Origin of the sequence: Arenibacter aquaticus (genome assembly GCF_003957295.1) — a bacterium.
GTDB lineage: Bacteria > Bacteroidota > Bacteroidia > Flavobacteriales > Flavobacteriaceae > Arenibacter > Arenibacter aquaticus.
The window spans coordinates 730,130-755,581 of sequence record NZ_RQPJ01000002.1; the positions used below are offsets into that span (position 1 = coordinate 730,130).

The following is a 25,452-nucleotide window of genomic DNA, read 5'->3' on the forward strand; positions in this document are numbered from 1 at the left end:
AAACACATTGGACCAAGAATACCAGGCCCATTAACTTTTACCAACATTAATGCCAGAAGGATTATTTTTTTAATAATTTTATGCTTCCTATAAAATAAACGAAAAACAAATTACTTTCGTCTAAAATTACAAAATGTTTCTCGAAAATACTGTTAACCCTAAAGAACAATTCGGTTGGATCGAAGTAATCTGTGGTTCCATGTTCTCTGGTAAGACGGAGGAATTGATCAGGAGGTTAAAACGAGCCCAGTTTGCCAAGCAGAAGGTAGAAATATTTAAGCCAATGGTAGACAAAAGATACCATGAGGAAATGGTGGTATCACATGATGCCAATGAGATTAGATCTACCCCGGTCCCTGCTGCTGCCAATATACGCCTACTGGCCGATAATTGTGATGTGGTAGGGATTGATGAAGCCCAGTTTTTTGATGACGAAATTGTTACGGTCTGCAATGATTTGGCCAATAAAGGGATCCGCGTTGTAGTGGCCGGACTGGATATGGACTTCAAGGGCAATCCTTTTGGCCCCATGCCCGCGCTAATGGCCACGGCAGAATATGTAACTAAAGTCCATGCCGTATGCACCCGAACCGGAAACTTGGCAAATTACAGCTACAGAAAGGCCAACAACAATAAATTGGTCTTTTTAGGTGAGACAGAAGAATATGAGCCCTTGAGCAGGGCTGCTTATTACAAGGCCATGTTAAAGGAAAAAGTAAATGCCCTGGAGGTAAACTCCGAGGAAATTATACCCCCTCAAAAAAAATCCAATGACTAAGGTTGGCGAAACCGTTCTGGAAATAGACCTTAGGGCACTGGAACACAATTACCGTTATTTGAGATCCAAGATTTACCGGGACACTAAGTTTTTAGGAGTGGTCAAGGCCTTCGCCTATGGTAGCGATTCCGTTGCCATTGCCAAAAAACTGGAAACGCTGGGGGCAGATTATCTTGCAGTAGCCTACACGGCCGAGGGCGTGGCCTTAAGAAAAGCAGGGATTAGCCTGCCCATTATAGTGTTCCATCCCCAACAGCTGAGCTTTTCTAGCATTATAGAACACTGCTTGGAACCCTGTCTTTATTCCAAGACCATCTTCACCACATTCTCAAAAATGGCAAAAGACCTGGGTCAAAAAAATTACCCGGTACACATAAAATTCAATACCGGGCTTAATAGATTGGGCCTTGGGGAAAACGATATTGATTTTATTCTGCAATCCCTTAATGAAATGCCGCAATTAAAAGTAAGTTCCCTTTTTTCACATTTGGCAGCTTCAGAAGATGCATCGGAAAGAGACTTTACCATGGCGCAGATAGGGAAATTTGAAAAAATTAGTACGGCCATACTTAAAGAATTGAATTACGCTCCCATGCGCCATATGTTAAATACCTCTGGAATAATAAACTATCCAGAAGCGCAGTACAACATGGTAAGGAGCGGTATTGGTCTCTATGGCTACGGAAACGAGCCGGCAGAAGACAAAAAATTGATACCTGTGGCTACCCTAAAAACGGTCATATCCCAAATACACACAATTGGGGCCAACGAAAGCGTAGGCTATAACAGGGCCTATAAGGCCAAGAACCCAAAAGTAACGGCTACCCTTCCTCTGGGACATGCAGACGGAATAGGTAGACAATACGGCAACGGAATAGGCCATGTTTGGATACAGGGTAAAATGGCCCCCTTGATTGGCAACGTATGCATGGATATGATTATGATAGATATAACGGGAATTGATTGTAAGGAGGGGGACGAGGTAATTGTTTTTGGTAAAGAATTAAGCGCAGAGCAACTGGCCTCATCAGCAAATACCATTACCTATGAACTCCTCACAGGCATATCGCAACGGGTAAAAAGAATTTATTTGGAATAATAAAAATATATTCTCCTTATAACATGGAAATACAGCCCTAAAAGATGCACTGGGGACAAGTATTTTTTTAACACTTCCTTGTGAATTAGTTTTTTTAGTTAAATTGCAGATACTAATAATCACAAAAAACACTAATTATGCTAAAAGAGTTTAAGGAGTTTATCATGACCGGCAATGTTATAGATTTGGCGGTTGCGGTACTATTAGCTGGTGCTGTAGGTGCAGTGGTCAGCGGATTTGTTAACGATATCATGATGCCGATAGTAGGCTACTTTACCGGAGGCGTAGATTTCTCGGATATGCAATATGTACTTTCAGAAGCTGTTGTGGCTGCAGACGGAACGGTTGAAAAACCCGAAAGTGCCATACGTTATGGAGCTTGGATAAACACCCTTATCAATTTGGTCATTGTTGGGTTTGTACTATTCGTAATTGTTAAGGCTTACAATAAAACCAAGAAACCAAAAGAAGCAGCTCCCGAAGCTCCAAAAGGACCAAGTCAGGAAGAACTCTTGACCCAGATCAGGGATTTACTGAAAAAGCAATAATTTATAGAAGCATCTTGGGTCTTGCCCAACACCAAGACCTTAACCGTTACACTACCCAACTAACCAACCAAAAGCCGTCAACTAAGATACAATGTCTAAGTTGACGGTTCTTTTATAAGTAATTGTGATATATATAACATTTTGTTATATTATTAATATATATTCCTTTTTTGCTTGTTTACTGCCCTATAATCAGTACATTTGCCAACTGAAATTATAATCGTATTTAAAATGAAAGTAGCTGTAGTTGGAGCAACAGGAATGGTTGGGGAAGTGATGCTAAAAGTATTGGCAGAACGTAATTTTCCATTGACCGAACTATTGTTGGTAGCCTCGGAAAGATCCGTGGGAAAAAAATTAACGTTCCAAGGAAAGGAGCACACTGTAATAGGTCTAGACACTGCTGTTGCGGCCAAACCGGACATAGCAATATTCTCTGCTGGTGGCAATACCTCTTTGGAATGGGCACCTAAATTTGCAGAGGCCGGCACCACGGTAATTGACAACTCCTCGGCATGGCGAATGGATCCCACCAAGAAATTGGTTGTTCCGGAAATAAATGCCTCAGAACTTGGAAAGGATGATAAGATTATTGCCAATCCAAACTGTTCTACAATACAGATGGTATTGGCACTATCCCCACTACACAATGCATACAAAATGAAACGAATAGTAGTTTCTACCTATCAGTCCGTTTCCGGAACTGGGGTTAAGGCTGTTCAGCAGTTGGAAAATGAGATTGCGGGTGTAGAGGGAGAAATGGCCTATCCTTACCCTATAGGCAAAAACGCTCTTCCACATTGTGATGTTTTTCTGGAGAACGGATACACCAAGGAAGAAATGAAATTGGCCCGTGAACCACAGAAAATATTCAATGACAGTTCTTTTTCGGTTACGGCAACGGCAGTACGTATCCCAACAGCTGGTGGGCATTCAGAATCAGTGAACGTAGAATTTGAAAATGATTTTGAACTTTCCAACGTCAGAAAATTGCTGAGCGAAACCCCGGGAGTGGTTGTTCAGGACAATACAGACACCAACACATACCCCATGCCTATCTACGCCCATGGAAAGGACGACGTCTTTGTGGGAAGGATCAGAAGGGACGAAACCAGACCCAACACCTTAAATATGTGGATCGTGGCAGACAACTTACGAAAAGGTGCTGCTACCAATGCGGTACAGATTGCGGAATATTTGGTTGAAAACCAGTTGGTATAAGACACAAAACACATTTCTATAGTGAGTGCCCTACCCCTGTCCGACACGGAACAAAAGGTAGTGTATAAGATGTTAAAACCTTTGTAATACTGCATTACAAAGGTTTTTTTTGAGCTAATTTTGGGACAATAAGTTCCTGTTTATAAAGAAATCCATTGTACTCCCATTGGTCGCACCATTTTTATTGGCCTGTGGGAACAACCGCAAAAAAAGCCATCGTTTTGAAATACCCTATTACCAAGAAAGTTGATTCCATAGACACTTATTTCACCACCAAAATCCATGACCCTTATCGCTGGCTAGAGGATGATAGGAGTAAGGATACCGAAGAATGGGTCCGCCAGCAAAACGAGACCACTTTTGACTACCTTAACAAAATTCCTTTTAGAAAAGAACTTCAAGAGCGACTGGAACAATTATGGAATTACGAGAAATTGGGAAGGCCGTTTAAAGAAGGGAATTACACCTATTTCTTTAAAAATAACGGGCTGCAGAATCAGGATGTATTATACCGCCGCAACGATAAGGGTGAGTTAGAAGTATTCCTGGACCCTAATACCTTCTCCAAAGATGCCACCACTTCCCTGTCCGGAATCAATTTTTCCAAGGACGGCTCTATTGCGGCATACTCCATTTCTGAAGGAGGAAGTGATTGGCGCAAGGTCATAGTGATAGATGCCAAAAACAAAACTGTTTTAGAAGATACCTTGGTAGACATAAAGTTCAGTGGCATCTCCTGGAAGGGAAATGAGGGGTTTTATTACTCCAGTTATGACAAACCCCAAGGCAGCGAACTATCGGCCAAAACAGATCAGCACAAGTTATATTATCACGCTTTGGGAACACCCCAAAAAGATGACGTAGTGGTATTTGGGGGTATTCCTTCTGAAAAACACAGGTATGTGGGGGGCTATGTTACAGAGGACGACCGCTTTCTGGTTGTGACCGCCGCGGTCTCCACTTCTGGAAATAAGCTATTTATAAAAGACCTAGACCACCCCAACAGTGAATTGATCTGCATTCTTGACCAACCTGATACCGATAGCCACATTATTGACAATGCTGGCTCTAAATTATTTATTGTTACCAATAGAAATGCCCCCAACAAAAAAGTAGTTACCGTGGATGCCAACAATCCAGCTCCTGAAAATTGGGTAGATCTAATTCCAGAAACCGATTGTGTTCTCACCATTGCCAAGGGAGGGGGATATTTTTTCACCGAATATATGGTAGATGCCATTTCCAAAGTATACCAATACGACTACGACGGAAATAAAATTCGCCAAATAACATTACCGGGCCTAGGTAGTGCGGCAGGATTTAGTGCTAAGAAAAAAGACAAGGAAATCTATTTTTCCTTTACCAATTACAACACCCCACAGTCTATATATAAATTGAACGTTGATCCTGGCGACTATACAGTATATTGGAAACCGGAAATTGATTTTGAGCCTACCGATTACGAGTCCAAACAAGTATTTTACAACTCCAAGGACGGCACTAGGATCCCGATGATCATTTCCCATAAAAAGGGATTGCGTTTAAATGGCAAGAACCCCACCATCCTATATGGATATGGGGGCTTCAATATAAGCCTTACCCCTGCTTTCTCCATAGCCAATGCCGTTTGGATGGAGCAAGGGGGCATTTATGCAGTTCCCAATTTAAGAGGAGGAGGTGAGTACGGAAAAGGTTGGCACGACGCCGGCATAAAAACAAAAAAGCAAAATGTTTTTGATGACTTTATTGCAGCAGCCGAGTATCTATTGGAAAACAACTATACCTCTAGCGATTTTTTGGCCATCCGAGGCGGCTCCAATGGCGGTTTGTTGGTAGGTGCCACCATGACACAAAGACCTGACTTAATGAAAGTAGCGTTGCCCGCCGTAGGCGTTTTGGATATGCTAAGGTACCATACTTTTACGGCTGGGGCCGGTTGGGCATACGACTATGGCACTTCTGAGGAGAGCCAAAGCATGTTTCAATATCTAAAGGGGTACTCCCCGCTACATAATGTACGTACGGGTACATCCTACCCCGCCACCCTGATCACCACTGGCGATCACGATGATAGGGTAGTACCGGCGCATAGCTTTAAATTTGCTGCCGAACTACAGGAAAAGCAAAATGGCAGTAATCCTACCCTTATCAGAATTGAAACCAATGCCGGACATGGCGCCGGAACTCCGGTAAGCAAAACGATAGCCCAATATGCCGATATCTTTGGATTTGCCCTATACAATATGGGCTTTAAAGCTTTGCCCAACCCGAGTGTGGCAAAAAAAAACAAGGATTAGTATAAAAAAATCGATAATTTTGTTAAAAGTCCCTTTCTTTTGGAATCGGACTTTTTTTATCCCCTGTATTCAGCATTATAGTTTTGGCCTATGTTAACAATTAACTCCCTTTCATTTTCTTATGACAAAACACCCATCTTAAAGGATATTAACTTTAAGGTGGCCAAAGGTGAGCATATTTCCATTGTTGGGGAAAGTGGATGTGGTAAAAGCACCCTGCTTAAAATAATCTATGGCCTGCTCCAACCAAATAAAGGACAAATCTTTTGGGGAGACACCCAGGTAATGGGCCCTGATTACAATCTTGTTCCTGGGGAATCTTATATGAAATACCTTTCCCAGGATTTTGACCTCATGCCCTTTACCACTGTGGCAGAAAATGTGAGTCAGTTTTTATCCGTATTTTATCCGGAAGAATTAAAGGCCAGAACCCAAGAGCTACTGCAAATGATAGACATGCTTTCCTTTGCCGATGTAAAGGTAAAAAACCTTAGCGGGGGCCAACAGCAGCGGGTGGCCCTGGCCAGGGTCTTGGCACAAAAGCCCGAACTTCTATTGCTGGACGAGCCTTTTAGCCATATAGATAACTTTAGAAAAAATCAATTGAGGAGAAACCTCTTTGAATACCTGGAAAAGGAAGAAATCAGTTGTATTACCGCTACCCATGACCATCAGGACGTACTTCCCTATGCCCAAAAGATTATTGTTCTAAAGGATAGGGAAATTATGGTAGAGGCCAAAACAGAGGATCTCTACCACAATCCAAAAAATATTTATACGGCCGCCTTATTCGGGGAGGCCAATCTTATTCCCATCAGCATTCTTAAATCCTATGGTGAAACGGAACGTAAAATCATTGTCTACGCCCATGAATTTAGGATTTCCAACAAGTCGGGCATTCCGGTCAAGGTAGAAAAATGTTATTTTATGGGCAGCCATTACCTGGTCCAAGCCAAATCCGACGAACACATCATACGCTTTCATCACCACGAATCCATGGAAGTAAACAAAGAGCTGTTTCTTAATATTGCCCTGGAAACCATCAACCAGCGCCTTAAACCATAATACAGGGATTTGAACAAAGAGGGCATCATACAAGAACTTAAATTTAAGGCGGTGAGGAGCAGTGGCGCCGGCGGCCAAAATGTAAATAAGGTGTCTACCAAGGTAGAATTATCCTTTGAACTGGAAAAATCTACCAACCTTAGTGAAATTGAAAAAAACAGACTTCTCAAAAAACTTGCCCATAAATTAACCAAGGAAAAGGAACTGATCTTACAGTGCGAGGAAACCCGGAGTCAACACAAAAACAAGGAACTGGTCATAAAAAAATTTCTTAAGATCCTTGAGACCAACTTAAGGGTCCCCAAAAGGAGAATAAAGACAAAACCTACGCGGTCGGCCATAGAAAAGCGCTTAAAAAGCAAAAAGCGTGCGGCCCAAAAGAAAGCCAATAGGGGCAAACCCGATCTGGATTAGTGAATTTCCAAAATTTTAATTTCCCTTGAATTAAAAATAACAACATCGCCCTTGCCTTTTCCCAAAAGCAATTTTCCAATAGGTGTGTTGGGTGCGATAGCATAGAACGAAACGCCATCTATTTTTAATTCGCCGGCACTGATTCCCAAATAAAAGTTTTGTTCAGGGGTGTACACCAGATTGCCCAGTGCAATGGTTGAATTACCACTACTAAGCGGTACTTTTTTAAACAATTCCTGCAGCAACTGTACCTCGGCCAATTGCTTGCCCAGCTTTTCACGTTCTAATTGAATCATGGCCCTTCCCGTTTCATGCTTATCCCCTGCACTGCTTTTGGTCTCCGAATTTAAAGCCTCCTGAAGCGCGGCAATATTCTTCTGAATTCGACTTAGACGATCCTTAATATAGGCCTGACAGAAGGCATAAAGTTCTTGTTTTACAGAATTGTCCATTTTACTTATTACCGTTTAATTTATTACAGGCTATTAACTATAGCCATTATGTCTATTTGGCCAAATAAGCCAATTCCTTACCTACCATACTGCCAATGGCGATACCCATGCCCCCCATGCGCACGCCACAAAACACCCTGTTCGAAAGCTGCTTTACAATGGGTTGCTTTTGCCCGCCAACGCCCATAATGCCACTCCATCGCCTATCTATTTCTACAGGGGTATGGGGTATAATAATACTATGCAGCATTTCTTCCAACCGCTGCTGTATCTTGGTAGACACACCAAAAACCGTGGTTTCCTCTCCCTTAAAATCCAAATTCCTTCCACCTCCCAACAAGATGCGGTCTTCAACGTTCCTGAAATAATAGTAGCCCTCATCCAAGTGAAAGGTCCCCTTAAGGTTTAAATTTGGTATAGGTTTGGTTATTAACACCTGAGCCCTGGCCGGTTTTACCTTTTCAGGAATTAATTGGGAGGCAAATGCATTGGTAGCCACAAATAAATGCTTTGTCTTAAATTGGAACCTATCGGTCTGCACCTCAACATGGTCCAATTGCTCTAAATAGCTTTCCACCTCAATGGAATTTAAAATGCTTACCCCGCTCTTCTGTACCTTATGCAGTAGGGCCTTCATCATTTTCCCGGTATTGATCTGCCCTTCGAACGAATTGGAGATGTAATTCTGCTGTACCCCTTGAAAATTAAATGTATTGGACTGCACCTTAAATGGAGCTGCATTAAAAATGGGTTTCAACAAAGAGTTTGCCTCTTCCAAATTATCTAAACATTCTTCATATAGATGCTGATGATCTTTTAAAAAAACTTCATGCCCTCCATAATTTTGAAAATCCATAGGGCCATCTCCAAGATTCTCTCTAAGCAATTTAATGCCCTCATAGCGTCTTTTTACCAATTGCCGAACATCATCACTAGTATGGCTCTTTAAGTCTGCCAGGATCTCCGAAATACTACCAAAACAGGCGAATCCCGCATTTTTTGTGCTGCCCCCTTGAGGCAGCAGGCCTTTTTCCAGGGTCAATATTTTGGCCTTGGGAAACTCTCTTTTTAAGTAGAGTGCACAATTAAGCCCTACTATCCCACTACCCACGATAGTAAAATCGACATTGGACAACCAGGTTTTATATTCCCAATAGCTTAGGTTCATATAAGGCCAACGTTTTAATAATTAATAAAAGTCAGACATCATTGGTATTAAGATATTATTTATACTCCTATGCACAAAGAGGACTGCCTATATAAACTCAAAAAGCGAAGTAAACTGTTCTTTATATTCCAGTTTACTTCGCCTTAATCCAAAAAATAACTTTCTTCTTACAATCCGATTATTCCTCGGGCTGTGGAGCCATCTCAAAATCTTCCATAAATTTGGTGGTGTAATTTCCGGCCAAATAATCTGGATGGTCCATAAGCTGTCTATGGAAAGGAATAGTGGTTTTAATTCCCTCTATTACAAATTCGTCCAAGGCGCGTTTCATTTTATTGATAGCTTCCTCCCTGGTTTGAGCCGTAGTGATAAGCTTGGCGATCATGGAATCATAATTTGGAGGAATGGTATAACCGCTATAAACGTGTGTATCCAATCTAATACCGTGTCCTCCTGGGGTATGAAGCGTAGTAATTTTCCCGGGGGAAGGCCTAAATCCGTTATAGGGGTCTTCCGCGTTTATCCTACATTCAATAGAGTGAAGTTTGGGCAAATAATTTTTACCTGAAATAGGTACTCCCCCGGCAACTAGGATTTGCTCGCGAATAAGGTCATAATCTATTACCTGTTCCGTGATGGGGTGTTCTACCTGAATTCTGGTATTCATTTCCATAAAATAGAAGTTTCGGTGTTTATCTACCAAAAATTCTATGGTTCCCGCTCCTTCATACTTAATGTATTCGGCAGCTTTTACCGCTGCTTTTCCCATATCATCCCTTAATTTATCGGTCATAAATGGGGAAGGTGTCTCTTCTGTCAATTTTTGATGTCGACGTTGAATGGAGCAATCCCTTTCCGATAGGTGACAGGCTTTACCATATTGGTCGCCCACTATCTGAATTTCGATATGGCGGGGTTCCTCTATCAATTTTTCCATATACATGCCCCCGTTGCCAAAGGCTGCAGTGGCTTCTTGCACCGCACTCTCAAAACTTTTTTCCAGGTCTTCTTCCTTCCAAACGGCGCGCATACCTTTACCTCCACCCCCGGCAGTAGCTTTGATCATCACCGGGTAGCCCATTTTTTTGGCTATTTTTTTGGCGTCTTTTACGTCCTTCAACAAGCCGTCCGAACCTGGAACGGTAGGAACACCGGCCTTCTTCATGGTTTCCTTGGCGGTAGCCTTGTCGCCCATCTTGTCTATATGCTCTCCCGTGGCCCCAATAAATTTTATATCGTGCTCCGCACAAATTTTGGAGAATTTGGAATTTTCAGAAAGAAATCCGTAGCCAGGGTGAATGGCATCTGCATTGGTGATTTCTGCCGCAGCTATTATATTCGGTATTTTTAAATAGGACTCGCTACTCGGCGCAGGACCAATACAGACTGCTTCATCCGCAAAACGTACATGAAGACTTTCCTCGTCTGCCTTGGAGTATACCGCTACCGTTTTAATACCCATTTCTTTACAGGTCCTAATAATACGCAGCGCAATTTCACCCCTATTTGCAATAAGTATTTTCTTAAACATCTTTTGAAATTTTAAATTTTGTAATCTAAATTTTAAATGATTCTGAGCAACCCATGTTTAGATCCCCAACATTTAGCATTTAAAACTTCTTATGATGGATCTACCAAAAATAATGGCTGATCAAATTCTACCGGTGAACTGTCATCTACAAGAACTTTCACAATTGTACCCGAAACTTCGGATTCAATATCGTTGAACAATTTCATGGCTTCGATCACACAAAGTACATCTCCCTTATTAATTGTATTACCAACCTCAACGAAAGCCGGCTTATCAGGTGAAGGTTTTCTGTAGAAGGTACCTATTATAGGTGATTTTATGGTAATATATTTTGAACTTTCATCGGCTTCCTTCTTTACCTCTACCTCAGCGGCAGGTGCAGTGGCAGGTGCTGCAGGCACTTGTTGTTGCATTGGCGCCCCCATAGGGATTTGTTGTACATAGGTGGTTGGTTCGGAAGAGCTACCAACAGATCCGGTACGGATGGTTATCTTGATATCTTCCATCTCCAATTTTACCTCACTAGCCCCAGATTTGGCCACAAATTTAATTAAGCTTTGAATTTCTTTAATATCCATAGAATACGTTTTAGTTTATAGGTTGCGTCTAATTTATGAATTGTATGCCCATTTTAAATAAATAGAGCCCCAGGTGAAACCGCCTCCAAAGGCGGCAAAAACCAAATTATCCCCTTTTTTTAACCGACTCTCGTAGTCACTTAAAAGAAGTGGTAAAGTTGCGGATGTAGTGTTTCCATATCTTTGTATGTTCATCATCACCTTGGAATCGTCCAATCCCATCCGGTTAGATGTAGCGTCTATAATTCTTTTATTGGCCTGGTGTGGCACCAACCAGTCCACATCTGAGTGGGACAAATTATTGCGCTCCATAATCTTGGCAGCCGAATCGGCCATATTGGTCACGGCAAATTTAAACACCGATTTCCCATCTTGATAAATAAAGTGCTGTCGATTTTTAACGGTTTCCTCAGAAGCGGGAAGCAAAGAGCCACCGGCATCCATCTTTAGGAAATTTCTTCCTACCCCATCAGACCTAAGATATTCGTCCTGTAGGCCAAGTCCCTCTTCATTGGGTTCAAACAATGCCGCTCCGGCACCGTCTCCAAAAATAATACAGGTAGTTCTATCGGTATAATCTATTATAGAGGACATTTTATCGGCCCCTATAAGCAATACTTTTTTATATCTTCCAGATTCAATATAGCTAGAGGCAGTAGACATTCCGTACAGAAAACTGGAACAAGCCGCTTGCAAATCGTACGCAAAGGCATTTGTAGCCCCTATTTCAGAGGCCACATAGGCCGCTGTTGCCGCGACCATCATATCAGGTGTGGCAGTGGCCACAATGACCATATCAATCTCTTTGGGATCCAATTTACGTTTATCCAAAAGCTGTTCGGCAGCCTTAATTGCCAAATAGGAAGTGCCCAGACCCTCCCCTTTCAAGATTCTTCGTTCTTTGATACCTGTTCTGGTGGTAATCCACTCATCATTGGTTTCAACCAAAGTTTCCAAAATCTTATTGGTCATTACAAAATCTGGTACGTATGACCCTACAGCCGTAATTGCCGACGTTACTTTGCCCATCTAAATTTGATATTTATCAATAAATCTTCAAAAACACTTGAAAATTTGTGAAAATTAGTGATTTTCTATGACTTTGAGTCGAAAAACGAGCTGTTTTTGACTTTAATATCATCTTCATAAAAAAACTCCCACTCTTAAGAAGTGGGAGTCCAGATTATATTGTACTAGCCTAAATTATGCTACTGCTTCCTCGGTTTTGTCAATCAAAACCTCTCCACGGTAGTATAATTTACCTTCATGCCAGTGTGCCCTGTGAAACAAGTGCATTTCTCCAGTTGTAGGATCTTGGGCTACAGTAGGAGCTACTGCCTTGTAATGCGTTCTTCTCTTGTCTCTTCTGGTTTTGGAAATTTTTCTTTTAGGATGTGCCATTATGAAACTTATTTATCCGTTAATAATTTTTTTAAAGCGTCCCATCTGGGATCAATATCTTCTTTATTTTCCTTTGTCTCTTTTGGTTGAAGTTCTTCCAGCCTGTCCAACACCTTTGATTTTAAAGTGCCGTCCAAAACCCCTGGATGCGTCTTTTTCTGAGGTACCGACAATACTAACATCTCATAGGCGTATTGCGCAATATTGATCTGGAATTCCCCATGGGGAATTATCAATATCTCATCATTTTCGTCATTATACTCCTCCCCAAATTTAATTACCAGTTCCAAATTGGCCTCTATGCCTTGGTCATATGGTTCGCTGGTGAGGTCACAATTCACGTTTACCGTTCCCTTGGCCTGCATCTCCAACTCCATCATGGTACTCAATTTGTTCAGGGTAACATGCAAATTGATGTTAGCGCCATTAAACTCATCATACTCAAAAGACTCAAAGAACTTATTATCAATGGTATATTCAAACTCGTGTTTTCCCTGTTTCAGTCCTGAAAAAGGAATATCATACTCCTTAAGCTGCATCATGTTCCACACTGGTTTTAACGTACCCGCCAATATAAAGGCGGGTGCAAAGATACTATTATTTTATAAAAAGGCAACAATTGGGACGAAATAAATATTTTCTTCCCAAAATCCCGTAAATCACTGAAAAGACGCACTCTAAACCCTACCCAATCCAAGGGCAACAGTATTATCTTTTCATCTTCTGTTTCTTTAAAGGGTTCGCAATGAGCCCTTTGTATTCCTGTCGGTTTTTAAAGATATGTAAGGCCGCAAACACAGCTTCTTTAAAAGAGCTATGGTCTGCCTTTCCCTTTCCTGCTATTTCATAGGCCGTTCCGTGATCTGGAGATGTCCTCACCTTGTCCAGTCCTGCGGTAAAGTTTACCCCTTTACCAAAGGACAGGGTTTTAAAGGGTATAAGTCCCTGATCGTGATATGCGGCCAAAATAGCATCAAAATTCCTATAATTATCAGAACCAAAAAAGCTGTCTGCCGAATAGGGCCCAAATACCAAATGCCCCTTATCAGACATTTCCTTGATTACCGGTTTAAGCACCTCATCGTCTTCCTTCCCAATAACCCCACTATCACCGCTATGGGGATTAATGCCCAAGAGAGCTATCTTAGGTCTTCTTATCCCAAAATCCATCTTTAAGGAATTCTCTATAGTCGTAATCTTGGACCTAATTAGTTTTGGGGTAATAGAAGATGCCACATCCTTTACAGCGACGTGATCTGTAAGCAACCCTACCCGTAATCCGTCCGAAACCATGAACATGAGACTCTCGCCGTTCAGCTCCTGAGCCAAAAAATCGGTATGACCAGGAAAATTAAATTCCTCAGATTGAATGTTGTTCTTATTAATAGGAGCGGTCACCAACACATCTATTCCGTCATTCTTTAAAGCATCCACTGCTGCCCGGAGCGACTTTAAGGCGTACTTGCCACTCTCGGCAGTTGCCTCTCCATACTTTATAGGAGTGTGCTCCTTCCATACATTAACCACATTAATCTTGCCATCTATAGCCTTTGTGGCGTCATGTATCCCATTAAAATTAATATTCAAGCCCAAATCCGATTTTTGTTGGGAAATGGCCTTATTGGAAGCAAAAATAATGGGCGTACAAAAATCAAGCATACGGGAATCTTCAAATGTCCTGAGTACTACCTCGCACCCTATACCATTTAAATCCCCTATGGATATCCCCAATTTTATCTTTCCAGCTTCCTGCATATTCTGTATTCGTTTAATATGAAATAAACCTCTAAATTTACATCACAAAACTACTTAATTAAAACGACACATGTTTACTGGGATTATTGAAACTTTGGGAGAAGTAAAAAAATTGGAACAAGAAGGCGGAAATCTGCACCTGACCATAGCATCCCCTATTACCCAAGAATTAAAAATAGACCAAAGTGTAGCCCATAATGGAGTATGCCTAACCGTGGTAAAAATAGAAGGCGACCAATATACCGTAACGGCCATAGAAGAAACATTGCAAAAAACCAATTTAGAGGATCTGCAAGTAGGGGAAGGGGTAAACTTGGAACGGGCCATGGTACTTGGCGCAAGATTGGACGGACATATAGTTCAGGGGCATGTAGACCAAACCGGACAATGCGTAAAAATTGAAGAAAAGGACGGTAGTTGGTTTTTTACCTTTGAATATGATCCCCAATTAAATAATGTGACCATTGAGAAAGGCTCCATTACCATAGATGGTACCAGCTTAACGGTTGTGGATTCCCAAAAAAACAATTTTAGCGTAGCCATTATTCCATATACCTTTGAACATACCAGATTTAAAAACTATAAGGTGGGCACTAGGGTCAACTTGGAATTTGATGTGGTAGGAAAATATGTTTCCAGGTTATTGGAGCTAAGAAATTAGCACCTTGAAAGGCAACATTTTTGCATGTCATTACTTTAAGTACTTGGGTGTACAAGGCTACCTTATAAAAAATCTATCATGATGCTTTACACCTTATTGGGAGTTAGCCTGCTCTTTATAGGCATTGGATTTCTGGTTACCGAAAACAATGCCAAGTACCTCTTATCTGGCTACAACACCTTGGACGAAAAGGAAAGAAAGCGTTTCGATTTAAAAAAATACCTCCCTTATTTCAGAAAATCTCACATTGCTCTTGGGTCATCATTACTAGTACTGGGCCTCTTATTGCACTACGGAATAAGCGAAACGGCAAGCGGAATATTTCTAGGGGTCTACCCCATTTTAGCCTATATTTACTTTATACTAAAAAGCAATACCTATTGGACTGGCAAGCAAAACAGATGGAATAAAATTGGCATTTATATCCTTATAGCTACTCTTGCTCTTATAATAGGTCTGCTAGCATTGGGGTTAATGGAAAGCAAACTGCAGATAACCCACAATGAAATTGAATTCCGAGGGGTATATGGGGAAACCCTTGGGGCACGCGATATAAAATCTGTTGGCCTTACCAATACATTGCCGAAAATTACATCCAAATCCAACGGATTTGCACTAGGCGAAACTAGGAAAGGGTATTTTAGAACCCAAGACGGTGAGGCGGTAAAATTGATCCTCAATTCCAACATCAAACCCTATCTACTTATTACCAAAATAAATAATGAAAAGATTTACTTTTCTTCCAAGGACAACTCCAATAGGCCATACTTCCATCAATTGGAAGAATCCCTACCCCATACTATTGAATTCCATGATTTGGATTAATGCCGTAAATGAAGAGTTGCCATCTAATATGGCAGCGTCCACATCGGCATAAAAAAAACGCTAAAACCTTACAAATAATAGCCCTAAACCTTAATATAGATCTTTTTTCTATTTAGAAGATAGCCCAGGAAAACATAAAAAGAGACCACTGTGAGGCCATATAGTAAGGATGACGTTTCCATTGGCAAGGAATCTTGAACATAAATACTTTTAAACAGCCAAGCGTGCAAGGAAGTACCTTCACTTAGTTTTATCATTCCCATTATCTTGGCGGTAAAGCTGGAAAGAAAGTACAAAACAATGGCATTGGAACCAGCGTATTTAAAAATACTTCCAAACTTAATTCCCTTTACATCGGAGATATAATAGATTAGCGCCAGTACAATATTGGCCCAGCCAGCGGTTACCAGTACAAAGCTACTGCTCCATAGCGCCTTATTTATAGGAAAAACCATATCCCATAAATACCCCAAGAGCAATAGTGCAACCCCTATACCAAGCAAAAGGAATTCTTTCTTCAACCTCTTGGAACGCAAAATAAGGCCCGTAAAAATACCCAATAGGGCGGTCCCAATAGATGGCAAAGTACTCAGCAGCCCTTCCGGGTCATAATCAGATTTGTAACTGTGGGAGCCAAACACCTGAACATCCAAGTAGTTGGCCAAATTGTTAGGAGCCCGTTCAAAGGTAGGTGCCATTCCGTTTACCGGAACATAGCCCAATAACAACCAATAACCCACCAATAGAAAGACACAAAGACCAACAAGCACCTTCCAATTAAAATTAAGAAACAGAATGGAAGCAAAGAAAAAAACCACCCCTATACGCTGAAGCACCCCAGGGAACCTAATATTATCAAAATCCTTAAAGAAAGGAAAATGAATAGTAAAAGCCCCCAAGAACAACCCCAACCCTATTAGTTTTAGGGCCCTTACAGATATTTTTTTGTACGTATTCCCATCTATGGGTTTATTTTGATAGGCAAAAACAATGGAACAGCCTACAATGAACAAAAAGAAAGGGAATACCAAATCGGTAGGGGTATACCCATGCCATTTTGCATGTAGAAAAGGGGCGTATACATTAGACCATGTTCCAGGGGTATTTACCAAAATCATCAACACAATGGTAATACCCCTAAAGATGTCTACCGATACAATCCTATTCTGTATATTCATGGCTCCTATGTTTATTGCCTACTAATCCATACTACTATAATATATGGTCCTTCATCTTATTCCATGCCCTGGCCAACAAAAAGCCCGATACTATTGCCACAACCGTTAATATGAGCGCATTGGTTGTTTTACCATAAATCCAATAGCCCGTAGCAAACATGCATGAATAGATTAATATACAGCCCAATACCATGGCTGTTATCCCGGAAGGAACACTCCATTTTTCCTTGGTATTCACAATCTCCACATTATCTTTTTCAGCATCCTTGATTACCTTGGACCAACCTGGACCTCCTGGCTGTATTTTTTTATAAAAGCTCTGTAATACTGTCTTGGACTCGGGCTGGGTCATAAAGGTAGCCCCCAACCAAATCACAGTGGTTACCACCACTACAAATGGATATTCGGACCAATCAGGAAGCAATCCGGTTTCTGCATCAAATAAGAAGGTACCCACTGCTGTTAATTTTAGGACTATAGATATAATTCCCGAAGCAAACATGGCGGTTATCTCACTCCATGCGTTAATTCGCCACCAGAACCATCTAAGGATAAAAATGAGGCCTGTTCCTGCCCCAAAAACCAACAACACCTCAAATAACTGCAATGCATTTTGTAGCAACAGGGCCAAAGTGGCACTAAATACCATTAGTACAACTGTGGAAATCCTACCTACGGCCACCAATCTTTTTTCAGTCGCTTTTGGGTTTATCTGTTGTTTATAAAAGTCATACACTATATAAGAGGAACCCCAGTTTAATTGGGTTGAGATGGTACTCATATAGGCCGCAATCAAAGAGGCCAATACCAATCCAAGCAACCCGCTGGGCAACTTGGTCAACATGGCCGAATACGCCAGGTCATGCCCCAATTTGTCTGCAGCAACGTTTGGAAAGGCCTCGTGTATACTGGCCACATCCGGATATACTACCAAGGAGGCCAAGGCCACCAATATCCATGGCCAAGGACGCAAGGCATAGTGCATAATATTAAAGAAAAAGGTAGCTCCAATTGCGTGGTTTTCATTTTTGGCCGCCAACATACGCTGGGCTATATAGCCTCCACCTCCTGGTTCCGCACCAGGATACCAAGAACTCCACCATTGTACTGCCAAGGGAATAATAAATAGGGTTATTAAAGCACTGGTATTACTAAAATCAGGAACAATAGCTAGTTTATCGGACACGTGTTCATTGGCCATTAACGCATGTATACCACCCACTTCAGGAAGGTTTACCAAGTAATAGGCGGCTCCTATAGCGCCTCCCATAGCAACAAAAAACAATAGAAAATCGGTATACACCACACCTTTGAAACCACCTAGTGCACTAAAGGTTACGGTAATTAAACCGGCACTTATAACGGTGACCCAAGGCTCCAAGCCCAACATGATACCACCTATCTTAATAGCGGCCAAGGTAACCGCAGACATGGTAATCACATTAAATATTACTCCTAGATAGACGGCCCTGAACTTCCTTAAAAAACTAGCAGGTTTACCCCCGTAGCGAAGTTCATAAAATTCAAGGTCCGTATTTACGTTGGACTTTCTCCAAAGTTTGGCATATACAAAAACGGTAAGTAGACCTGTTAATAGAAAGGCCCACCATACCCAGTTTCCGGATACGCCGTTAGTACGAACAATATCCGTAACCAAATTAGGGGTATCGGTAGAAAAGGTGGTTGCCACCATAGACAATCCCAATAGCCACCATGGCATGGTTCTTCCAGAAAGGAAATACTCGGACGAACTAGCGCCCGACTTCTTGGAAACATAAATTCCGATAAACAAAACAATTGAGAAAAAAACGATTATAAAACCGTAATCCAGTGTACTTAATTCCATTAGTTGCGAGGGTATAAAAAAATTAAGATTTAAAGATAAATTTTTTTGGGATACTTTTGCCTTTTCATCGCTAAATGTTACAAATGCTTCTCTTAACAACATCAGATATCACTACAACAGCATGGATCTTGGCCTTGACCGCCGCTTTTGTCATCGGAATTTCCAAAGCCGGCATCAAGGGAATTGCCATTATAAATGTTACTTTAATGGCATTGGCCTTTGGCGCCAAGGAATCTACCGGGCTGGTTGTCCCCTTATTGGTATTGGGCGATGCCTTTGCGGTTATTTATTACAACAGACACGCCCAATGGAAATACATAATTGCCTTTTTGCCCTGGATGATTCTGGGAATTTTGATAGGAACGGCCATTGGAAAAGATTTGCCGGAGACCATCTTTAAGATCGGTATGGCCATTATTATCCTAGGAACCGTTATTATGATGTATTGGTGGGATAGGAAGAAATCCAAAAATGTTCCCACACATTGGGCCTTTGCAGGTTTTATAGGTACCATGGCGGGTATTACAACTATGATAGGTAATTTGGCGGGAGCCTTTTCCAACATTTATTTTTTGGCCATGAGGTTGCCAAAAAACGAATTTATAGGTACAGCCGCCTGGCTCTTTTTTATCGTTAATATCTTTAAACTGCCCTTTCATATTTTTATATGGAAGACCATCACCCCTGAGACCTTGCTTATCAACCTTAAACTAGTACCCGGAATTATAATGGGGATTATTGTAGGAATCCGATTGGTGAAACTCATTAAAGATCAATTTTATCGTAAAATGATCTTGGTCCTAACTGCACTGGGGGCATTTCTCATTTTGTTTAGGTAGGGAATAAAAAAAAGCTGATGCAATGCACCAGCTTTTCAACTAGACTAACTCAAACTAATACTAACTCAAACTTTTCACCACAAAAATGGCAATTAAAAAGTGCCTGGAAGTTAACTAAACTTGATGTTAACATTACCAAAAATAAAAGCCACCACCCCAGAAGCATTGGAACCCTTCCCCAACAGCCCAAAAGCTGTTTAAATTTTTCTCCATTTCCTGATAATTATCATATTCTAAGAACGCATTTCGTATAAAATTTGCCGATTCATAAGCGGGCCCAGGTTAAAAGTAGTTACCCACAATTTTCTATTTCCTAGAACGACTACTGCCTAGGGTCTCTCAAAAAATGATAACATGACACAACATAGCTTTCATATCCCGGTAATGGGAATTGGGTTTACCATAGACACCCCCCTAAAAGTATCACATCTTGGTATTGATTCGGTTATTTCATTGGTTGATGACATCCTAATTGAAAAATTAAGGAAAATGTACTGCGAAAAATTAGAGCTCCCCTACCAAGAGATTTCGGACAAGATTGAAGATTTTAGGGCCAAAAGAATTAGCAGTTACCTCAACCTGGTCAATGATGCGGCACACAAAAAATTTGAGGAGCTGGTTAATTCTGCCCATAACAGAGGTAAAGAAATAAAAGAATATTTAAGCCTCCTACCCAATACCTCCCATTTAAAAGTAGAATTTGAGAAACTGACATCCAAGGATTTTAATGCCAATGAAATTAAGAAATGGGCCAAGGAGAATTTGTCCATGGGTAGTATAGATGTCAATATTATGACCAAGGTGGACAAGGACAACTATACAAAAAATGACAAATTACCAACCGAATTTAATGATGCCCATGCCGCTTTGCGCGGATATGCTATGAGCAACCTCAATTCCTCCGTTATTCTTTCTGCTGGAATGAACCCAAGACTATACAGTTATCTGGAGAATTTTGAGGATTTCTTTCCGGATGAAAACGGCAATATAAAAAAGAAAATAGTCTTAAAGGTCAGCGACTATAGGTCTGCCCTGATCCAAGGTAAGTTTTTGGCCAAAAAGGGAATTTGGGTATCAGAGTACCGTATAGAATCCGGACTAAATTGCGGGGGACATGCCTTTGCCACGGATGGCTACTTAATGGGCCCCATCATGGCCGAGTTTCGGGACAACAAAAAAGCGTATATAGAAGAAATTCACGACATTTTAATTCCCGCACTTGCCCAGAAGGGCAGAAGTTTGCCCAAGCATAATCTATCCTTAAAAATAACTGCCCAAGGAGGTGTTGGTACGGCTGAGGAACACCAATTTTTAATAGATCATTACAAGGTAGATTCCGTGGGCTGGGGAACCCCATTTCTTTTGGTTCCGGAGGCCACTACCGTAGACAAGGCTACCTTGGAAAAATTGGTAGAAGCAAAAGAGAAAGATCTTTACTTAAGTGATATATCACCCTTGGGCGTACCCTTCCATAACCTACGTGGAAACACCAAGGACATGGAAAAATTAAAAAATATAGACAAGGACAGACCCGGAAGTTCCTGTCCAAAGAAATTTGTGGCCCTGAACAAGGATTACACGGACAAAGGGCTGTGTACTGCATCCAGACAGTACCAACATTTAAAACTAAAAGAACTGGATGAAATGGGCTTGGCTGAAAAAGACTACACTGACAAATTCAATAAAATAACGGAGAAATCCTGTACCTGTGTGGGGCTAGGCACCTCTGCGCTCCTAGCCTATGGCCTGGATACCAAGACCGAAGGTCCAGGGGTATCTATCTGTCCCGGCCCCAATATGGCCTATTATTCCAAAATAATGACACTTAAAGAAATGACAGACCACATCTACGGCCGTGCTAATGTTATTGTCAGAACCGATAGACCCCATATGTTTATGAAGGAACTTGGAATTTATCTGGAATACCTTAAAAACAGAATTGCCGAATCCCAAGAAAGCATGAATAGAAAACAAGAAAAATACTTGTCAAAATTCATACATAATTTAGAGAATGGCATTACCTATTACCAAGGTTTATTTAACAACCTTAATGGGCAATTTAAAAATGCAAAGGATACTGTTTTGTCTGAATTGTCCAACAGTTTAAAAACCTTGGAAGGTTTTAAACAAGATGTAGAGGCGCATTCTTTGTCAGAGGTGTAACATTGCCCTTTAAAAATCAATACAGCAGAATCGTGATTTTTAATTGTAAAATCAAAGAGTCATCACTTGTCGATGCCACTTCACAGCTATAACCGATACTTTATCTTTGTTGAAAATATAATAAACAATTGTATTGGATTATTGTAAATTAATAAAACTAATATCCGTCATAGTTGTATGGAACCTAAACATGGTTGAAAAGGGAAGCTTTGCCAATGATAGCGAATATATGCGGCATCTAATACGTATGGACGAGGAGCGCAATAGGGAATAATTAATTACCAATGTAGCTATACAGGAAGGTTATGATAGTGGCCTTAGCCCCAAGATCAGATCAGTTGACGAGATTATCCAAGCTGCAAAATATAGACGATCGGACAAAGCCTAAGGAAAACAGCATGCGTAGATATGCTTTATCCTACAGGGCTGACAATGATCTGGATGATATAACTGATTATTCATTAGAAATTTGGGGCGAAAACCAGACACGTGATTATCTTTCCGGATTGGCACAATGTTTTCAAGCTTTAGCAGACAAACCAGATCTTGGTAGAAGTACTGCTGAATACGCCTCGCCCCTAAAAAGATACTAATATAAATCCCATACAATACGGAAACGGGCATTTTAGGTCAGAGACAGGATTTTGAGCGCCATCTATAAACCTTCTTACTGCGTTGATTTTTCTAGATGGAGATAGAGATTTAGTACTATCCCATAATCATGTCTACTTTAAACTTGATTGGCCGTAACAATAATGGTTGTAATCCATTTGCTCTAATTCAAATTTTAATCACGGTGCCGCACCCACCAAAAACAGGGGCTATCAGTTTTAAACTATTGGGTTCCTCTCCCCTAAAATTATTGATCCTTTTGCCTGTATTCCTGGTACTACCCATATTTCAATTAAGTGGAACTGCTTGAGCACTAAACTCGGGCTTTTTTAGTCTCACCCCCAATTTTTCAATAACTGTAGGGGCTACTTGATTGGTATACAACTGTTCCTGGGAAGTGATCTCCCCCTGGGCGCCAACACCTTTACCAAATGCTACCAACCAAACCTCATCAGCACCTTTAATATCTCCCCCATGGCTTTTCCAGGTTTTCAAGGGTTGGGTACCACGTCCGTGGTCTGTAGTAATTATAAAGGTGGTATTGTCTTTGTAAAAATCATCCCCCTGTACAAACTGCCACAATTCCTTGATCAATCCGTCCGTATTATGGGCCGATTTTAAATAGGCCTCATAGTCCCCATCATGGGCAAAATCATCGGTTTCCCCGTAGGAAATATAAAGCAATTTAGGTCGACTCTTTTTCATATGCTCAAGGGCATAGTGATGTGTAAATGCATCCAACCTTACCGATCCCCATGGGCTGGGTATTTGGGGCTGTAGCTGGTTTAAAAATTCCTCACGAGGAGTCAGGTTAGTGCCCTCGGCCAGATCAAATCCGGCATTTACCGGCACTCCTGAACGCTCTTCGTTAACGATAAACGGAAATACGTCCCAACTGCCAAAAGCGGCCACTTTACCCTTATAGGCCGATAAGTTGTTCACCCTTTCCAATATGGTCTTATTGGGATTGTTTATTTTGCTATTACTGCTAATACGTTTATCGTCTGCACTACCGCTTAGAATTTCATTATATCCAGGGTATGAGAACCACATACTATTGGTTAAATTTACTTTGCTACCCTTTGTCCTATTACCGTGCAATTGGCCTATTTTGGAAACTTTATTCCAAAAAAATGGCATTAAAAGCGCCCGGCGTTTTTCGGGATCATTATCCCAGAAATGGGATTTTAAGACGGTAGTATCCCCAACATAGGTCTTATTGGCCACCAACAAAGGATCGGCCCCGGAAAAGAGTTCTTGCCACCGGAAACCATCCAAAGTAATCAATATTACATTGGGAGCCTCCTTGGTCTGGGCCAAAAGTGGGCCAAAAAGACCAAAAAGCATTACACATAGAAAGGTGTGCACAGTATTCTTCATTTCTAGACTATTTAGGAATAATAATTAATTGTTGGTTTTAAAGGTGGCTGTATTGGACCAGTTGCTCCAATTTAGGTTTTGATCCCGGTACCGCACCCGCCAATAATAGGTGGTATTGGGCTTTAGCCTATTGGATTCTTCATCCGTTAGATCATCATCTTTTTGTCTATTTTCCTTGTAGTACCAATTTTCATATTGTTTCCAGCTATCAAAAATGGGCTTTTTAAAATCTGGACTCATACTTATCTGCCAATGTGAAGCAGCATGGAAAGCATTGCTAAAGTCGCTATTAAACTCTCCTGCCTTCAGAGTTGCACCCGTAAAACTTACCGTTTCGTTATTTGGTGAGATGGCCTTGGGTGAACTTGGCTTTCTTTCATTTTTGAAGATTACGATACTATCCCTAATCTCGTTGTTTCGCTCCATTTTTCTATTGCCCTGACTTATTCTCTTGATGGTGAACTTGGGATCTTCCTGACTGGCATCAACTTCCACCATAACAAAGCCGTATTCGTCCTGGGTCACGGTAAATTCGTCATAGTCCCTACCTTCAAATTCGCCCCAATTATCAATGGCGCCACCTGCCGAGGCCACATTGATCCACAAGTGCTTATGGTCTTTGGACTGCCCTCTGGAATAACCGTGGGTATGCCCAAAAAAGTGAATACTGGGCTTGCCAGTCTTGGTCGTAAAGGCCTCTAAAAGGGCCACTACTTTTCCTGTAAAGTCTTCCTCTCCAGGAATCCACAATTCTGACTTATGGGGGTGGTGCAGTTGTGCGAACACAAAATCTACCTCCTCATTTTCTGCCGTTTCATCCAAAAGTTTTTTCAACCATTCATACTGATCCCTACTGTTATTATAGCCATCATTGGAGTTGAGCCCAATTATCCTGGTATTGCCATAATCCTTGAACCACCAGTGCTCGGCATAGGCCGGGGTACCATTTTCGGGAAGGCTGAAGTATTTAAAATAAAAGACAGAATTTTTCTCATGGTTCCCCAGTACGGGATATACGGGCACCTGGGAAAACAATTTTTCGGCTGGGTTAAAAAAATGTTCCTTCCACTGATAGTACTTGGTACCGTTCTCTACCAAGTCGCCCGGTATCATAACCATGGCTAGGTTGCTAGGCAGATTACCCCCAAACTCCTTTTCCATATATTTCAATATTCCGTCATTGACCACTTCGGAGAATTTATTGGGATTATTATGGTCTATTTGCATATCGCTCATGGCCACTATTTTGAAAGACTCATTATCACTGGCGAATGGAGGGGTCTTAAATTGGAATATGTCCGACCTTATCTTGCCAGTTTTTACCCGATAGTAGTATTCCGTAAAGCGTTCCAAATCCTGTATTTTCACCTCATGGATCCTGGAATCGCTAAAATTGACATCGTAGGCAATTCCCTTGCTCTTTTTACCCAATTTTGGGGTTGTTCCCCACTCCACAATACTTTCCTCACCCTTGGAGGTTTCCCACATCACCTTAATGGAATGGGGCTCTGCATCCTGTAGATAGGGTTGAACCAATAGTTCTCCTTGAACACTTTGGGCCAGCCCTATAAAATGATATGTCACGGCCCAACATAATACTACTGCACTTTTTATTTTCATTTATTTATATTTTGTGTTTCT

Annotated in this window: 25 protein-coding genes; 13 read left to right on the forward strand and 12 right to left on the reverse strand. The window is 41.2% G+C overall.

What is annotated here, in order from left to right; translation table 11 throughout:
• The first annotated feature begins 133 nt into the window (after window positions 1–133).
• The 7 genes from EHW67_RS05940 (at window position 134) to arfB (ending at window position 7,422) form a co-directional block, all read left to right on the forward strand.
• A complete protein-coding gene (locus EHW67_RS05940; RefSeq protein WP_126161437.1) occupies window positions 134–778 on the forward strand; it encodes a thymidine kinase in 645 nt (214 codons plus the stop codon).
• A complete protein-coding gene (gene alr / locus EHW67_RS05945) occupies window positions 771–1,877 on the forward strand; it encodes an alanine racemase (RefSeq protein ID WP_126161438.1) in 1,107 nt (368 codons plus the stop codon). The genes EHW67_RS05940 and alr overlap by 8 nt, the downstream gene beginning before the upstream one ends.
• 137 nt (window positions 1,878–2,014) lie before the next feature.
• Window positions 2,015–2,425 carry a large-conductance mechanosensitive channel protein MscL gene (gene mscL / locus EHW67_RS05950; protein WP_126161439.1) on the forward strand — a complete coding sequence of 137 codons (411 nt, stop codon included), beginning with the start codon at window positions 2,015–2,017 and terminating at the stop codon, window positions 2,423–2,425.
• 231 nt (window positions 2,426–2,656) lie between these two features.
• Window positions 2,657–3,646, forward strand: coding sequence for an aspartate-semialdehyde dehydrogenase (locus EHW67_RS05955; protein WP_126161440.1), 990 nt, complete (start codon window positions 2,657–2,659; stop codon window positions 3,644–3,646).
• A 221-nt stretch (window positions 3,647–3,867) separates the two neighbouring features.
• Window positions 3,868–5,943, forward strand: coding sequence for a prolyl oligopeptidase family serine peptidase (locus EHW67_RS05960; protein ID WP_126161441.1), 2,076 nt, complete (start codon window positions 3,868–3,870; stop codon window positions 5,941–5,943).
• 90 nt (window positions 5,944–6,033) lie between these two features.
• Window positions 6,034–7,008 carry an ABC transporter ATP-binding protein gene (locus EHW67_RS05965; RefSeq protein WP_126161442.1) on the forward strand — a complete coding sequence of 325 codons (975 nt, stop codon included), beginning with the start codon at window positions 6,034–6,036 and terminating at the stop codon, window positions 7,006–7,008.
• A gap of 9 nt (window positions 7,009–7,017) precedes the next feature.
• On the forward strand, window positions 7,018–7,422 hold the full coding sequence (arfB, locus tag EHW67_RS05970) for an alternative ribosome rescue aminoacyl-tRNA hydrolase ArfB (RefSeq protein ID WP_126161443.1): 405 nt from the start codon (window positions 7,018–7,020) through the stop codon (window positions 7,420–7,422).
• Here arfB and EHW67_RS05975 read toward each other — a convergent pair.
• The 8 genes from EHW67_RS05975 to pdxA form a co-directional block, all read right to left on the reverse strand.
• Window positions 7,419–7,874, reverse strand: coding sequence for a 3-oxoacyl-ACP synthase (locus EHW67_RS05975; RefSeq protein WP_126161444.1), 456 nt, complete (start codon window positions 7,872–7,874; stop codon window positions 7,419–7,421). The genes arfB and EHW67_RS05975 overlap by 4 nt on opposite strands.
• Before the next feature lie 52 nt (window positions 7,875–7,926).
• Window positions 7,927–9,042 (reverse strand): NAD(P)/FAD-dependent oxidoreductase, encoded by a 1,116-nt coding sequence (locus tag EHW67_RS05980; protein WP_126161445.1) that lies wholly within the window; start codon window positions 9,040–9,042, stop codon window positions 7,927–7,929.
• Between the two features lie 178 nt (window positions 9,043–9,220).
• A complete protein-coding gene (gene accC, locus EHW67_RS05985) occupies window positions 9,221–10,573 on the reverse strand; it encodes an acetyl-CoA carboxylase biotin carboxylase subunit (protein ID WP_126161446.1) in 1,353 nt (450 codons plus the stop codon).
• 89 nt (window positions 10,574–10,662) lie between these two features.
• A complete protein-coding gene (gene accB / locus EHW67_RS05990; RefSeq protein WP_126161447.1) occupies window positions 10,663–11,151 on the reverse strand; it encodes an acetyl-CoA carboxylase biotin carboxyl carrier protein in 489 nt (162 codons plus the stop codon).
• Between the two features lie 33 nt (window positions 11,152–11,184).
• Entirely contained in the window at window positions 11,185–12,180 is a 996-nt protein-coding gene (locus EHW67_RS05995) for a beta-ketoacyl-ACP synthase III (RefSeq protein ID WP_126161448.1), read from the reverse strand.
• Between the two features lie 174 nt (window positions 12,181–12,354).
• Complete coding sequence (gene rpmF, locus EHW67_RS06000) at window positions 12,355–12,552, reverse strand: 50S ribosomal protein L32 (RefSeq protein ID WP_031445940.1); 198 nt, start codon at window positions 12,550–12,552, stop codon at window positions 12,355–12,357.
• 8 nt (window positions 12,553–12,560) lie between these two features.
• Window positions 12,561–13,094, reverse strand: a complete 534-nt coding sequence (locus EHW67_RS06005; RefSeq protein ID WP_126161449.1) for a YceD family protein — start codon at window positions 13,092–13,094, stop codon at window positions 12,561–12,563.
• 166 nt (window positions 13,095–13,260) lie between these two features.
• Entirely contained in the window at window positions 13,261–14,307 is a 1,047-nt protein-coding gene (gene pdxA, locus EHW67_RS06010) for a 4-hydroxythreonine-4-phosphate dehydrogenase PdxA (RefSeq protein WP_126161450.1), read from the reverse strand.
• Window positions 14,308–14,377: 70 nt separating this feature from the next.
• Between pdxA and EHW67_RS06015 the strand changes: the two genes are divergently transcribed.
• Both EHW67_RS06015 and EHW67_RS06020 read left to right on the forward strand, forming a co-directional pair.
• Entirely contained in the window at window positions 14,378–14,968 is a 591-nt protein-coding gene (locus EHW67_RS06015; protein ID WP_126161451.1) for a riboflavin synthase, read from the forward strand.
• A gap of 78 nt (window positions 14,969–15,046) precedes the next feature.
• Complete coding sequence (locus EHW67_RS06020; RefSeq protein ID WP_126161452.1) at window positions 15,047–15,793, forward strand: DUF3784 domain-containing protein; 747 nt, start codon at window positions 15,047–15,049, stop codon at window positions 15,791–15,793.
• 83 nt (window positions 15,794–15,876) lie between these two features.
• Here EHW67_RS06020 and EHW67_RS06025 read toward each other — a convergent pair whose 3' ends face one another.
• Entirely contained in the window at window positions 15,877–16,971 is a 1,095-nt protein-coding gene (locus EHW67_RS06025; RefSeq protein ID WP_126161453.1) for an acyltransferase family protein, read from the reverse strand.
• A gap of 34 nt (window positions 16,972–17,005) precedes the next feature.
• Window positions 17,006–18,817 carry a sodium:solute symporter family protein gene (locus EHW67_RS06030; RefSeq protein ID WP_126161454.1) on the reverse strand — a complete coding sequence of 604 codons (1,812 nt, stop codon included), beginning with the start codon at window positions 18,815–18,817 and terminating at the stop codon, window positions 17,006–17,008.
• A gap of 83 nt (window positions 18,818–18,900) precedes the next feature.
• Here EHW67_RS06030 and EHW67_RS06035 point away from each other — a divergent pair, with 83 nt between their 5' ends.
• The 4 genes from EHW67_RS06035 (at window position 18,901) to EHW67_RS06045 (ending at window position 22,412) form a co-directional block, all read left to right on the forward strand.
• The gene (locus EHW67_RS06035) at window positions 18,901–19,656 is read left to right on the forward strand and encodes a sulfite exporter TauE/SafE family protein (protein ID WP_126161455.1); all 756 of its coding nucleotides are present in this window, start codon (window positions 18,901–18,903) and stop codon (window positions 19,654–19,656) included.
• Between the two features lie 354 nt (window positions 19,657–20,010).
• A complete protein-coding gene (locus EHW67_RS06040) occupies window positions 20,011–21,819 on the forward strand; it encodes a hypothetical protein (RefSeq protein WP_126161456.1) in 1,809 nt (602 codons plus the stop codon).
• 133 nt (window positions 21,820–21,952) lie between these two features.
• On the forward strand, window positions 21,953–22,093 hold the full coding sequence (locus EHW67_RS20340; RefSeq protein WP_158285080.1) for a ribbon-helix-helix domain-containing protein: 141 nt from the start codon (window positions 21,953–21,955) through the stop codon (window positions 22,091–22,093).
• A gap of 31 nt (window positions 22,094–22,124) precedes the next feature.
• Window positions 22,125–22,412 (forward strand): type II toxin-antitoxin system RelE/ParE family toxin, encoded by a 288-nt coding sequence (locus EHW67_RS06045; RefSeq protein WP_126161457.1) that lies wholly within the window; start codon window positions 22,125–22,127, stop codon window positions 22,410–22,412.
• Between the two features lie 307 nt (window positions 22,413–22,719).
• On the opposite strand, the gene EHW67_RS06050 is transcribed toward EHW67_RS06045, so the two are convergent.
• Window positions 22,720–23,811 carry an alkaline phosphatase family protein gene (locus EHW67_RS06050; RefSeq protein WP_126161458.1) on the reverse strand — a complete coding sequence of 364 codons (1,092 nt, stop codon included), beginning with the start codon at window positions 23,809–23,811 and terminating at the stop codon, window positions 22,720–22,722.
• Between the two features lie 24 nt (window positions 23,812–23,835).
• Window positions 23,836–25,431, reverse strand: a complete 1,596-nt coding sequence (locus EHW67_RS06055; RefSeq protein WP_126161459.1) for a fibronectin type III domain-containing protein — start codon at window positions 25,429–25,431, stop codon at window positions 23,836–23,838.
• Window positions 25,432–25,452: the final 21 nt, after the last annotated feature.

Excerpts from the sequence above, each read along its gene's own strand:
- EHW67_RS05955 (WP_126161440.1), top strand. The coding sequence starts at position 2,657 with ATGAAAGTAGCTGTAGTTGGAGCAACAGGAATGGTTGGGGAAGTGATG.
- EHW67_RS06050 (WP_126161458.1), bottom strand. The coding sequence starts at position 23,811 with ATGAAGAATACTGTGCACACCTTTCTATGTGTAATGCTTTTTGGTCTT.
- EHW67_RS06045 (WP_126161457.1), top strand. The coding sequence starts at position 22,125 with ATGATAGTGGCCTTAGCCCCAAGATCAGATCAGTTGACGAGATTATCC.
- EHW67_RS06020 (WP_126161452.1), top strand. The coding sequence starts at position 15,047 with ATGATGCTTTACACCTTATTGGGAGTTAGCCTGCTCTTTATAGGCATT.
- EHW67_RS06005 (WP_126161449.1), bottom strand. The coding sequence starts at position 13,094 with ATGATGCAGCTTAAGGAGTATGATATTCCTTTTTCAGGACTGAAACAG.
- mscL (WP_126161439.1), top strand. The coding sequence starts at position 2,015 with ATGCTAAAAGAGTTTAAGGAGTTTATCATGACCGGCAATGTTATAGAT.
- EHW67_RS06055 (WP_126161459.1), bottom strand. The coding sequence starts at position 25,431 with ATGAAAATAAAAAGTGCAGTAGTATTATGTTGGGCCGTGACATATCAT.
- EHW67_RS06030 (WP_126161454.1), bottom strand. The coding sequence starts at position 18,817 with ATGGAATTAAGTACACTGGATTACGGTTTTATAATCGTTTTTTTCTCA.
- EHW67_RS05940 (WP_126161437.1), top strand. The coding sequence starts at position 134 with ATGTTTCTCGAAAATACTGTTAACCCTAAAGAACAATTCGGTTGGATC.
- EHW67_RS06035 (WP_126161455.1), top strand. The coding sequence starts at position 18,901 with ATGCTTCTCTTAACAACATCAGATATCACTACAACAGCATGGATCTTG.
- EHW67_RS06025 (WP_126161453.1), bottom strand. The coding sequence starts at position 16,971 with ATGAATATACAGAATAGGATTGTATCGGTAGACATCTTTAGGGGTATT.
- accC (WP_126161446.1), bottom strand. The coding sequence starts at position 10,573 with ATGTTTAAGAAAATACTTATTGCAAATAGGGGTGAAATTGCGCTGCGT.
- EHW67_RS06015 (WP_126161451.1), top strand. The coding sequence starts at position 14,378 with ATGTTTACTGGGATTATTGAAACTTTGGGAGAAGTAAAAAAATTGGAA.
- EHW67_RS05995 (WP_126161448.1), bottom strand. The coding sequence starts at position 12,180 with ATGGGCAAAGTAACGTCGGCAATTACGGCTGTAGGGTCATACGTACCA.
- EHW67_RS05980 (WP_126161445.1), bottom strand. The coding sequence starts at position 9,042 with ATGAACCTAAGCTATTGGGAATATAAAACCTGGTTGTCCAATGTCGAT.
- EHW67_RS05975 (WP_126161444.1), bottom strand. The coding sequence starts at position 7,874 with ATGGACAATTCTGTAAAACAAGAACTTTATGCCTTCTGTCAGGCCTAT.
- EHW67_RS06040 (WP_126161456.1), top strand. The coding sequence starts at position 20,011 with ATGACACAACATAGCTTTCATATCCCGGTAATGGGAATTGGGTTTACC.
- alr (WP_126161438.1), top strand. The coding sequence starts at position 771 with ATGACTAAGGTTGGCGAAACCGTTCTGGAAATAGACCTTAGGGCACTG.
- rpmF (WP_031445940.1), bottom strand. The coding sequence starts at position 12,552 with ATGGCACATCCTAAAAGAAAAATTTCCAAAACCAGAAGAGACAAGAGA.
- accB (WP_126161447.1), bottom strand. The coding sequence starts at position 11,151 with ATGGATATTAAAGAAATTCAAAGCTTAATTAAATTTGTGGCCAAATCT.
- pdxA (WP_126161450.1), bottom strand. The coding sequence starts at position 14,307 with ATGCAGGAAGCTGGAAAGATAAAATTGGGGATATCCATAGGGGATTTA.
- EHW67_RS05965 (WP_126161442.1), top strand. The coding sequence starts at position 6,034 with ATGTTAACAATTAACTCCCTTTCATTTTCTTATGACAAAACACCCATC.